This is a genomic window from Candidatus Synechococcus spongiarum (assembly GCF_900047545.1).
Lineage (GTDB): Bacteria > Cyanobacteriota > Cyanobacteriia > PCC-6307 > Cyanobiaceae > Synechococcus_B > Synechococcus_B spongiarum_C.
In genome coordinates this window covers 1-10742 of the sequence record NZ_FITM01000012.1, presented here as the reverse complement: position 1 = coordinate 10742, position 10742 = coordinate 1, and the positions used below count along the sequence as shown (strand labels likewise).

The 10742-nt window shown below is 64.2% G+C and carries 14 protein-coding genes; 6 read left to right on the top strand and 8 right to left on the bottom strand.

Annotated elements, in window-relative coordinates:
* Nucleotides 1–180 precede the first annotated feature (180 nt).
* Both FLM9_RS00555 and rpsF read left to right on the top strand, forming a co-directional pair.
* A complete protein-coding gene (locus tag FLM9_RS00555; RefSeq protein WP_074456768.1) occupies nt 181–462 on the top strand; it encodes a hypothetical protein in 282 nt (93 codons plus the stop codon).
* 54 nt (nt 463–516) lie between these two features.
* Nucleotides 517–930, top strand: coding sequence for a 30S ribosomal protein S6 (rpsF, locus tag FLM9_RS00550; RefSeq protein ID WP_074456767.1), 414 nt, complete (start codon nt 517–519; stop codon nt 928–930).
* On the opposite strand, the gene FLM9_RS00545 is transcribed toward rpsF, so the two are convergent.
* The gene (locus tag FLM9_RS00545) at nt 921–2120 is read right to left on the bottom strand and encodes an argininosuccinate synthase (protein WP_074456766.1); all 1200 of its coding nucleotides are present in this window, start codon (nt 2118–2120) and stop codon (nt 921–923) included. The genes rpsF and FLM9_RS00545 overlap by 10 nt on opposite strands.
* Before the next feature lie 4 nt (nt 2121–2124).
* A complete protein-coding gene (locus FLM9_RS00540; protein WP_074456765.1) occupies nt 2125–2349 on the bottom strand; it encodes a hypothetical protein in 225 nt (74 codons plus the stop codon).
* Between the two features lie 58 nt (nt 2350–2407).
* On the opposite strand from FLM9_RS00540, the gene FLM9_RS00535 reads away from it, so the two are divergent.
* The 3 genes from FLM9_RS00535 to FLM9_RS00525 all read left to right on the top strand — a co-directional run bounded on the left by FLM9_RS00535 (nt 2408) and on the right by FLM9_RS00525 (nt 4097).
* Complete coding sequence (locus FLM9_RS00535) at nt 2408–2671, top strand: DUF3134 family protein (RefSeq protein ID WP_074456764.1); 264 nt, start codon at nt 2408–2410, stop codon at nt 2669–2671.
* Between the two features lie 116 nt (nt 2672–2787).
* The gene (gene mraY, locus FLM9_RS00530) at nt 2788–3834 is read left to right on the top strand and encodes a phospho-N-acetylmuramoyl-pentapeptide-transferase (RefSeq protein WP_074456773.1); all 1047 of its coding nucleotides are present in this window, start codon (nt 2788–2790) and stop codon (nt 3832–3834) included.
* 23 nt (nt 3835–3857) lie between these two features.
* Nucleotides 3858–4097 carry a hypothetical protein gene (locus tag FLM9_RS00525; protein ID WP_074456763.1) on the top strand — a complete coding sequence of 80 codons (240 nt, stop codon included), beginning with the start codon at nt 3858–3860 and terminating at the stop codon, nt 4095–4097.
* A gap of 29 nt (nt 4098–4126) precedes the next feature.
* On the opposite strand, the gene FLM9_RS00520 is transcribed toward FLM9_RS00525, so the two are convergent.
* From FLM9_RS00520 to FLM9_RS08615, 6 genes are all read right to left on the bottom strand, one after another.
* Complete coding sequence (locus FLM9_RS00520; protein ID WP_257242933.1) at nt 4127–6256, bottom strand: HAD family hydrolase; 2130 nt, start codon at nt 6254–6256, stop codon at nt 4127–4129.
* A 91-nt stretch (nt 6257–6347) separates the two neighbouring features.
* Nucleotides 6348–7115, bottom strand: coding sequence for a 16S rRNA (guanine(527)-N(7))-methyltransferase RsmG (rsmG, locus tag FLM9_RS00515; RefSeq protein WP_081340079.1), 768 nt, complete (start codon nt 7113–7115; stop codon nt 6348–6350).
* Nucleotides 7116–7350: 235 nt separating this feature from the next.
* Nucleotides 7351–8610: a lycopene beta cyclase gene (gene crtL / locus FLM9_RS00510; RefSeq protein ID WP_074456762.1), complete on the bottom strand. Its 1260-nt coding sequence runs from the start codon at nt 8608–8610 to the stop codon at nt 7351–7353.
* A gap of 32 nt (nt 8611–8642) precedes the next feature.
* Nucleotides 8643–8879: a 50S ribosomal protein L28 gene (rpmB, locus tag FLM9_RS00505; protein WP_074456761.1), complete on the bottom strand. Its 237-nt coding sequence runs from the start codon at nt 8877–8879 to the stop codon at nt 8643–8645.
* A gap of 45 nt (nt 8880–8924) precedes the next feature.
* Complete coding sequence (locus FLM9_RS00500) at nt 8925–9344, bottom strand: HesB/IscA family protein (protein WP_081340078.1); 420 nt, start codon at nt 9342–9344, stop codon at nt 8925–8927.
* 53 nt (nt 9345–9397) lie between these two features.
* On the bottom strand, nt 9398–10126 hold the full coding sequence (locus FLM9_RS08615; RefSeq protein ID WP_074456769.1) for a rubrerythrin family protein: 729 nt from the start codon (nt 10124–10126) through the stop codon (nt 9398–9400).
* A gap of 166 nt (nt 10127–10292) precedes the next feature.
* On the opposite strand from FLM9_RS08615, the gene FLM9_RS00490 reads away from it, so the two are divergent.
* Nucleotides 10293–10670, top strand: a complete 378-nt coding sequence (locus FLM9_RS00490) for a hypothetical protein (protein ID WP_143324524.1) — start codon at nt 10293–10295, stop codon at nt 10668–10670.
* The last annotated feature ends 72 nt before the right edge of the window (nt 10671–10742 follow it).

The following is a 10742-nucleotide window of genomic DNA, read 5'->3' as shown; positions in this document are numbered from 1 at the left end:
GGTACCGCCGAATCCATCCTGGCCAAGATCCAACGCCTTTGTAAAGCTATCTCCGGGACACTACACTAGTGCCCCCGGCGGTGCAGACGGCCCTGATTCTTCCCGTGCTGCCCCTGAGCTGGATCAGCAGTCTGGTACCCTTTGGCGTGGGGCGCATGTTGCTGTTGCTGCTGGTGTTTTTTGCGGTGGCCCACAACCCGCAACTCGCAAGCGCCCTATTTTCTCCGCTTCAATGCCCTGCAGGCCATCCTGGTGGATGTTATTCTGCTGGTGGCCGGCTACGGCTTGGCCATTTTGGGCTGCCGCCCCGGCATCACGGAAGGTCTTGCCTGTGATACCTTTGGCAATACCCTGTTTCTTGGCAGCCTGTTGCTGGTGCTCTTCGCCGTTGTGGAGTGCAGCCGCGCCCGGGAGCCCGAACTGCCCACCCTGGCGGATGCCGTGCGGCTCCAGCTTCTCTAAAGTCCACCCGGCAGCGTAGATTGCTCCTTCCCGGTCCGCACCTTATCCACGTCCATGACCACCACCCCCACCACCGAAGTCCCCCCAAGCGCACCCCAGCAGGAACTGAGCTATTACGAGACCATGTACATCCTGCGGCCCAACATTGCCGAGGATGCCGTAGGCAGCCACGTGAACAAATACCGGGACTGCATCCTGGGCGCTGAAGGGCAGGTGATTGACACCCAGATGCGGGGCAAGCGGCGCCTGGCCTATTCCATTGACAAGCACACCGAGGGGATTTACGTGCAGTTGCACCACGCCGGCAGCGGTCAACAGGTGGCGGTGCTGGAGCAGGCCATGGGGCTGAGTGACGACGTGATCCGCTACCTCACCATCAAGCTGAACTTTGCCCCCGTCCCCCGGGACTCCCGCAGTGACCAGGACAAGGCCACGGACGATGCCCCTGCCCAGCAGGCTCAGGGGTGACGGCTGGCCCAAACCCGGTTAGCCAGGCCCCAAACGTAGATGAAGCCTGCTGCGGCCCGATGGTCGAACTGATCCTCTCTGCCGTAAGTGGCCAGATCCATGGCATAGAGCCCGTGGCTGGCCTCCCGGCCGATCACGGTGCAACTCCCCTTGTACAACCTAAGGCGAACCCGGCCGTTCACGTCCTTCTGGGTTGTGTCCAGGAAGCCGTCCAGAGCCTGTTTGAGGGGACCAAACCAGAGACCTTGATAGACAAGTTCCGCCCAGCGCTGCTCCAACTGGCGCTTGATGGCCATCACGTCCGCTGCCAGACAGACGGACTCCAACTCCTGGTGGGCCCGGATGAGCAGCAGCATGCCCGGGGTTTCATAGATCTCCCGTGACTTGATCCCCACCACCCGATCCTCGATCATGTCAATCCGCCCGTAGCCGTGGCTCCCGGCCAGGACGTTGGCCTGGCGGATCAAGGCCACCGGGTCCAGGGCCTGGCCATTGAGGGAGACAGGGTTGCCCTGGGCAAAGCCAATCTCCACCACCACGGCCTCGTCAGGGGCCGCCTCCGGTCCACGGGTGAGATCGTAGACATCTGCCGGGGGCTCCCGCCAGGGATCTTCCAGCGGACCCGCCTCAATACTGCGCCCCAATAGGTTGAGGTCAATGGAATAGGGGGAACTCTTGCTGACCGGGGCCGGAATGCCATGGCGCTCGCCGTAGGCAATGGTGTCCTCACGGCTCATACCCCACTCCCGCGCCGGAGTGAGAATGGCGAGATCCGGCGCCAGGGCGGCAATGGCCAGATCAAAGCGCACCTGGTCGTTGCCCTTGCCGGTGCAACCGTGGGCCACTCCGTCCGCCCCCAGGGTGCGGGCCACCTTCACCAGCCGGCGGGCAATCAAGGGGCGTGCCAGGGCCGTGGAGAGAGGATAACGCCCTTGATAAAGCCCGTTGGCGCGAATGGCCGGCAAGGCAAACTCCGTCACCAACGGCGCCACCAGATCCTCCACCAACGCCTGGCTGGCTCCGGCACGAAGGGCCTTTTGACGGATGGGTTCCAGCTCGTCCCCCTGGCCCAGATCCGCCGCAAAGGCAATCACCTCCTCCACACCCCACTCCTGCCGTAGGTAGGGGATGCACACACTGGTGTCCACTCCTCCGGAGTAGGCCAGCACCACGCGATGCGCCCGGACCATGGGTTCACTTCATCCTCAATACTTGATTCTGACGTGCTGCCAGCCACTGGTTGAAAATGGCCACCGCTGCCCCAATCCCGGGCCCCAAAACCAACACCACCAACACCGGCGCTGGCGGCGGGGTGAGCACGGTGGAGTGCCCCCAGGCATGAATCAGCAGAGACAGCACCCAGGTCAGGCCCCAGATGGACAGGGTGAGCTGTAACTTGAAGAACCAACCGGAGGCCATGGGAACGGCTGTGCTCCTGTAACTCCTGTTAGAATAGCTTTTTACGGTCCTTCCCCAGATGAGCGGCGACCCTGTTGACCGATTGGACAATCCCAACCCATCGCTCAGCTACTACCGACGTGACGACCCTGCGCCGGTGCTGCCTCTGCGGGAGGAGCCGGACCTGCTCAGTTGGCTGCAGGACACAGGGCGGCTTCTGCAGGAAGAGAAGTACCAGGGTCAGGACCTGAGCACCATGGAAGAGGAGGAGTTGTCCGTCCTCATGGGTGAACGGGAGACCTACAGCAAAGACGACGAGCAGGAGGACAGTTGGGAAGACTGAAGCCGGCACGTTGATGCCCAAGGCCTAGGCTGGTTGCAGTCTTCTGCCACGGCATGGGTGCAGGACACGGCCCGGCAATTGCCACCACACCACACAAGCTGCCGGGCTCGGGCGCCATGTGGGCAGCCCTCCTCATGGGCTTGGCGCTGCTGGCGGCGCTGCTGGTGGATCGCCACCTGGGCCAGCCCCAACTCAGCCCCCTCCTTCTCCTCAGCGGTCTGGTGAGCGGGGTGGTGTGTGGCCTGGGGATTCCCCTCCTGCGGTGTCTGCGCATGGGCCAGACCGTTCGTGTCGACTGCCCCCAAAGCCACCAGGGGAAAAGTGGTACCCCCACGATGGCCGGCTTGCTGTTGGTGCCCTGTGGCGTGGTGCTGGGGGGATGGGTGGATGCTGATGATGGTCGGCTACTGCTGCTGGCCACTACTGGCTTGGGCTTCATGGTCATCGGTGGGCTGGACGACTGGCAGAGCCTGCAGCGCAAGAAGAATCAAGGACTGAGGCCCTGCGCAAAACTGCTGCTCCAGGGGTTGGTGGCCATTGTCTTCCTGGCCAAGGCCACCCAGCAGGGCTGGCTGCCCACCCAGGTGTCGTTCCCCTTTGGCAGGGTGCTGGAGTTGGGTCCCCTGATCTGGCCCCTGGGCCTGTGGACGTTTCTGGCGGAAAGCAACGCCACCAACCTCAGCGACGGTCTGGATGGTCTGGCGGCAGGTTGTGGCGCCGTCATTCTCCTGGGCATGGCCATCCAACTGATGCTGCGGGGCAACAACGGTGATCCAGCCTTGGCAGGATTTGCGGCAGCCATGGCGGGGGCCTATCTGGGATTCCTGATACACAATCGCCGCCCAGCCAAGGCCTTCATGGGGGATACGGGCTCGTTGGCGCTGGGGGGAATTCTGGCGGGGCTGGCCCTGCTGAGCGACAGCCTTTGGGCGTTATTGGTCATGGGTGCGGTGCCCATGGCCGAATCCCTCTCCGTGGTGCTCCAGGTGGGCTGGTTCAAGTTGAGCCGCTGGTGGTGGGGGCAGCCCCGGCGGCTGCTGCGCATGGCGCCCATGCACCACCACTTTGAATTGAGCGGCTACAGCGAGGTGACCGTGGTGGTGGGGTTCTGGTTGGCCGCCGTGGCCTCTGTTGCCCTGGGCCTGCTGGTGCTGGCAGGCTAGGGGAGCGGATTCCGGTGCTCCCCATGCCCCACTTCACTTGGTGCGACAAAGGGCTTAGCGAAGATTGCCACAGCCTGGCCGCCATGGCGGCCCGTTTTGAGGAAGCCGCCGCCCTGATGCGACGGCTGGATCAGGATGGCTTTTGTCTGGAACGCCAGCGGGGCCAACAGCACATCACCCATACGGATTCCACCGTATTTGCAGCCTTCGGCTTTCTGGATGAGGCCGGTCCTGGTCGCCAGTTGGAGTTGGTGGCGTCCTGATGAATCACCACTCCGCCTCCCCTTAGGAATCAGCGGGACAGGAAGCGGTAGTGGTCCATGCCCTCCAGAATGCCCCAGGCCTGGGGGCGACGGGCGAAGAACACACTGCGCTGTTGGCGCAGTTCGTCCAGGGAGGGGTCGTGGTTGGCCAGCACCACCCCCAGGGGCAGCCCGCGCAGCACCTCCCCGTCCCCATGCTGGCTGGCGGCCACCAGGATGTGCTCCAGGAGAATGCCTTGTTGCAGGGCCACATGGCGGATGGCGTCGGGACGCCCTCCTGCGAAGGGCAGCAGGTCCAGAAACACGTGATCCACCAGCACCACCTGGGCCCGCAGACCCTGCTCACGGATGGCCTGGCGAATGGCGGCCACCAGGCTCAGATCTTCCCCGTTGAGCCAGTAGCTCAATTTATAGTCACCCTGCTGGGAGGGGGGCTGCAGGGTCAGACAGTCCTGGAACTCGGCCATGGCGTTCTCCAGGGCAGCCCGATCCCAGCCCTCGCGGATGTGGTCCCGCCAGGCCAGATCCTGATCCTGATCTGGGCCGTAGGACACGTCCGTGCCGTTGCGGCAGATCCACACATCTGCAGGGGGCAACTCCAGGGCCGCCAATTGCTCCTTGGCCTGCTGGGGTCCCACCCCGGTGAGAACCCCGAAGCTGGTCTGGGGGCGGGTGGCGTGCAGTCTGTTGTTGAGGGCCTGCAGGCTGTCCTGGTCCGCTTCAGCCAGGGCGCCGTCCAGGTCGCAGTACAACAGACGGCGCCCCAGGCGGGCCGTCATGCCAGGGGCTTTGGCCAGGGTCAGGGCGGATCGGGGCAGGCTGTAGTCCTTGACCAGGTCGGCGCCCTGGCTCAGGTAGCGCCGGGCGTGGGCGACCCAACTGTAGTGGTGCTGCACCGCCTCAAGGCCGTTTTGGGCAAAGGTTTGCCAGCGCTTGGGCTGGCCCAGCAGCCGCTCGATAGCGGTGCGCAACTGGTCGATGTTGGTCACGTCCGCCAGGAGGCCGTTGCGGCAGCGGCTCAAGATGTCCCGTGGCCCCCCATCATCCGTGGCCACCAACGGCAGGCCACTGGCCGCAGCTTCCAGAAGGGTGAGGCCGAAGGGTTCGGTGAGAGCAGGGTTGACAAAGACGCCACCCCGCTGGGCAGCCCAACGGTAGAGCCGGGGCACCTGGTCACTGCTCAACTGCTTGGGATAGGCCACTTGGCCGTAGAGATTGTGGTAGTCCACCAACTCCAGCACCTGTTGGAACACCTCCCGCTGCTCACGGTCGGCTTTGCGGATGTCCCGACGGGAGCCCATCAGCAGGATGAGATTGCCTTGCCGCCGCAACCGCTCCGAACTGCCGAAGGCGGCCACCAGTGCGGGGATGTTCTTGCGGCGATCCGCCCGGGAGAGAGCCAGAATCGGGGGCCGCTGGGGCTGGCGCAGAAATTGCCCCAGGAGGTCATCCAGTTCCGGGAATGAGGGATCGCTGTCCCGGGCCGGATGGAAGCGCTCCAGGTCCACACCCGGAGCAATGACCGTCGCCAATTCCGGGTGGAAGCGACCGTAGCGGGCGTATTGATCCGTGGCCTCCTGGCGGGTGCTGGTAACCACCAGGCAGCTTTGGGCCAGGGCCAACTCCTCGGCGTCGATGCGCAGGCTCATGGCATAGGTCTTCTCGATCTGGGCCCGGGTCTGGCCGGTGGCCAGGAGGCGGCGCAACTTCTCCCGCCCCAGGGAATGACCGGTGAACAGCAGGGGAATCTCCAGCCGGCGGCTCACCAGGGCGCCCACGTAGCCCGCATCGGCATAGTGGGCATGGATCCAGTGGGGTCGCCGACCACGACGGCAGATGTGGCGAACGAGTTCATCGGCCAGTTCATCCAGGTGGGGCCAGAGGAGTTCCTTGCGCAGGTAGCGTCTGGGTCCGAAGGGGAGGCGCACGATTTGAGCGCCCGGGCAAATGGTCTCCTCGCGGCGGCTGTAATCACTGGACACCCGACGGTCCTCAATGAGTCGGGTGACCACTTCCACCCGCTCCACGTCCTCCTGGCCCGCTAGGGCCTTGACCAACTCCAACACGTAGAGGGTTTGCCCGCCCGTGTCGGCGTCACGGCCCAACTCAAGGTTGCGCGCCCGAAACAAGCCGTGAAGGTGGAGGTGCAAAAGATACAAGGACCACCACCGTGAACTGTTCTTAATGATTACCACACAAAAGAATCCCTGGCGAACCCAGCGGAGCAGTTGCAGCAGACTGCAACACGTGTCAGGTGGGTGGCTGGGGCAAAGGCGCCGTGGCCAGGGGGTGCCGGGTTGGCACACCCACAGGACGGGGGTAGGGGGCAGGACAGGCCGTCTCCGGTGACAGGACCAGCACGTGACGCTGGCCGCGATTACCGGGCAGCAGACAACGCTCCCTGGTGCGGATCCCGCAACCCAGCTTCCGGGCGGCCTGTTGCAAGGCCTGGTGATCCGCTGCGCTCCAGCGCCCCCGGTACAGGAGGGCCACGCCACGGCGGTCCAGAAGCGGTGCCAGATATTCTGCCACCACCGGCGCCGCCGCCACCGCCCGCGCCACCGCCACGTCAAACCGGCCACGGTAGTGGGCATCCCGACCCAACACCTCCACCCGTGTACACACCACCTCCACCCGTGCCTTGAGGCCAAGTTCACCGGCCATGGCCTGCACCGCCACACACTTGTGCTGCAGGGAGTCCACCAGCACCCAGCGGCTTTCCGGCAAGGCAATGGCCAGCACCAATCCGGGAATGCCGCCGCCGGTGCCCACGTCCACCCCCCGCAGGGGACCGCCCAGAGGGGGGTCCAGGCGGGTGAGGGGCCACAGGGAATCCTGCACCTGGGCCACCCAATAGTCGTCCCCCTCCACCAGCCTGGTGAGGTTGCAGCGGCTGTTCCACCGGCGCAGTTGCTGCTGCAGGGCCGCCAGGGCCTGATGCTGGGCTGGAGACAGGGGAAAGCGGTTGACGTCCTCCCGTGCCCTGAGAGGGCGGGGATTCCTTCTCAGATTCGGCATGTTGCCTCCTCCTTCAGGCGGGTTCCTGCTTCGCAGGGGATGCCCGCCCAGCCTAAACCTGCTAGTCTTACTGCCCCTCCACAGGTGGTTTTACCTCTCCCGTAGCCCACGGGCGAGGACGCCTTGTGCCACAGCCGAGCAGTAGCACACCGCGTGCGCGGACGGGGCTTGGGTCCCCGGACAGCCTTGGTCATGGTCTTTGTCGTCTTCTGTCCTGACGGTGGCATCCTCCACCTCAGCGCAGCAGCAGACCCGTGAGGAGTAGATTCAGCTCACGCCCCTGGGGCCAGAGCAGATGGTGGCGAATGGTCCACGGCGCCGTCGCCAGGAGACGCACCATGGCCCCTGTCAAGCTGGTCAGGGGCAGGGTGTTGGTGAGGAAGCCACTCCAGAGGGGTTGAGGAAGCTGGAAGAAGGTGTGGAAGAAGGTTTGCAGGTCCTTGCTGCCGAGGCGCATCAACTTCTCCAGGCCGAAGCGGTAGATGCCGTGGCGGCGCACCAAATCGTCACTCCAGAGATGGCCCCAGGCGACACGACTCAAGGCGGCGCCATGGAGCCCCTGCCGCAGACCTTGGGCAATGGCGGCGGCCAGGCCGGGACCACGGCGCAGCAGGGAGCCCAGCATGTAGCCCGAGGCCGGGTGAACCATGGTGGCCGCCCCGCCAAAACCCAACACCCGCTGCCGGCGATCCGGCAGGGGCAGGTTCATGGGAAACAGACACTGCTCCACCTCCTGCACCTGCTCCACCACACAGCCTTGCCGCTCCAGGCGCTGCTCCAGGCGGTGTTTCAAGAGGGGGAAGGGAAGGGGGGGACAGGCCGCCAGGGAAGTTTCCTCCACGAAATAGCCGCCGTTGCCCAGATCCATGGCATAGAGGAAGGTGGGGGGCTCCTGCTGCTGCTCCGGGCTGAGGTGGTGGTTGCGGTAGTCCATCAGCACGAAGGAGCCGGGCCGGATGGGGGGTGTGGAGAAGCGCCCCACCACTCCGTAGGCCGCCTGCTGCGCCACGGCAGGGTAACGGGGACGTTGCACGAACGCCGGTTGGTGGCCTGTGGCATCCACCACCAGTTGTGGGCGGTAGCACTGCCCCGATGCCCCCTGCACCTCTGTGTGGTGGGGGTAATGGCGGATGGTCACCGCCCCGTCCCGGTGAACACGGACGCCGTGCTGGCTGCACAGCTGCCGCCAGTACCCTTGAAGACCGTCGTTATCAATCAGCCCGTAGTCCAGACCGTGCTCCAACTCCTCATCCAGGAACACGCTGGAGCAGCGCCGCCACCGGTGGGCCAACAGAAACCCCAGACCCAGCTCATCCAGCTCCTGGCCCCAGATGCCGTAGGTGTTGGACCATGGTCGCCACGGATCCTGGGTGGCAAGAAGAATGATCTCAAGCTGGTACTGGGCTAAGGCCGTGGCCATGGAGAGGGCTGCCGGCCCTGCCCCCACCACCAGCACGTCACAGAGGGCTGCCGCAGAGGGGAGGGATGCACCCATGGGTTACGGCCGCCAGGGCGCCACAGGGTGTTTCAGAAGGCATTGAGGTTGACGCCCATCTGCCGGGCATAGGCATCAAGACCCCTCTTCTGGATGGTGCGCAACGCCCTAGTGGAGATCCTCATGCGCACGTAGCGCCGTCCCTCCGGCCACCAGAGGCGCCGGTGCTGCAGATTCACCTGCTGGAGCTTTTTGGTGCGGATGTGGGAGTGGCTGACGGCCATGGCGTTGTTGGCGCGCTTGCCACTGAGCTGGCAGACCCGGGACATGGAACAAAACCTGAGGGCTGTAGCATAGACCACAGGAGAGCCCCTTCAGACGGCGAAGGAACTGCCGCAGCCGCAGGTCTGGGTGGCGTTGGGGTTGGTGAAATTGAAGCCGCCGCCAATGAGGGCCGTACTGAAATCCAACTGGAGCCCGTAGATGTAGAGCAGGCTCTTGGGATCGGACACCACTTGAAACCCCGCGCCGTCCGCCAGAGTGTAGGCATACACCTTGTCGTCCTCCCGCACGTCCTGGGGCTGGATGAAGTCCATGGTGTAGCTCATGCCGCTACAGCCGCCGGAGCGGACCCCCACCCGCAGGATGAAGTCGCTCCCCTGCTGCTGGCGCAGAAAGCCCAGTTGCTTCAAGGCCGCTGCCGTGATGAGGATGCCGCGGCCGTCATGGTCCCCCCTGTGCAGCGAGGTGGAGGGGGCTTCAGGGGTAGAGGCGGGAGCAGTTGATAGGGCCATGGTAGATGGGCTGGACTTGGGGAGCAGTCTAGGAAGCTGCGGGCAAGGGAACTTCAAACGGTTTGCAAGCCCAGCTGTTGCAGGGTGGATGGACGGTAGGGGATGAAGCCGGCCTTGCGGGCGCCGCAGATGGGGCACTCCCAGTCGTCGGGAATGTCCTCGAAGGGGGTGCCGGGGGCAATGCCGGAATCGGTGTCCCCTTTGGCCGGGTCGTAGATCATGGAGCAGACGCGGCAGATCCAGAGTCCGGGGACGGGGTCGTCCGCCTCGGCGGCATCGCCTTTGCCCTCCAGAGCAGCCAGGGCCACCCCATAGCGCTCGGCATGATGGTGTTCAATGGAGGTGAGGAAGCCGAAGTTGCTGGCGGCCTTTTTGAAGATGCCGGCGTGCTCCCGGGATTCGGCAATCTGCTCATCGAACTCCGCGGCAGCAGCGGCGTCACGGTCGGAGCGGGCCGCGGCAGCAAATTCCGGATACATGGTGGTGTACTCGTAAGTTTCCCCTTCAATGGCCAACTCCAGGCAACGGCTGAGGAGGGCTTGGCTGCGCTCAGGGGTCAAGGCCTGGGGATCCTCAACCACCAGCTCCGGATGGAGGAGCCGGAAATGGGCAAAGGCGTGCTCGGTTTCCTGGACGGCGGTGTCCCGGAAGAGCTTGGCCAGGTCCTGGTGGCCCAGGGTTTTGGCCACTTCGGCGAAGAAGAGGTATTTGCGGTTGGCCATACTTTCACCGCCAAAGGCGGCTTCAAGGTTGGCGTGGGTGCGGGGTAGGGAAAGGTCCATGGGGGGTGAGACGTTCACACCATCCATCTAACTCATACTCATAACGACTTCGAGTTAGATGGATGGCCAGTTTGCCGTCCGGCCACTGGCCTGGGGCGGGGGGGCGCTGGCGCGAGTCATGGGCGTTTGCGAGGAACCCTTGCCCTGGAGTGGCTTTACGTCAACCATGGTTATGCCCTTTGGCGTTCTGTTTTCCACCTTTGGCATGGGTGTTGCCCTGATGGGCATCCAGATTTGCCTGTCCGGCCAAGTGAGGGATCAGATTCACACCCTCTCCACAGGGATCCATGGAGACATCCAGGGTCTCCATGCCCGCATTGACAAGGTGAGTGACCAACTCAGGGAAGTGCGCAGAGACGCGACCTTTATCAAGGGTCATCTCTCCAGCACCGTGGCTTCGGGGCTGCCTGACAAGGTGGAACGACCTGAAGGCGTTATGACCTACTCCTCCTCAACAAGGTGTTTGCCTTGCGCAACGCTGGGAGATGCAGCAGCTTCGCAATGTGTGCTGTTTCGGATGTGTCTCGAGGTTGGTGGGAATTGAAGGGGACGTAATCTCTGGGTAACACAAACCACCCAAGTGGCGGCTGGAGCCACCAAGGAGATCACGCCATGA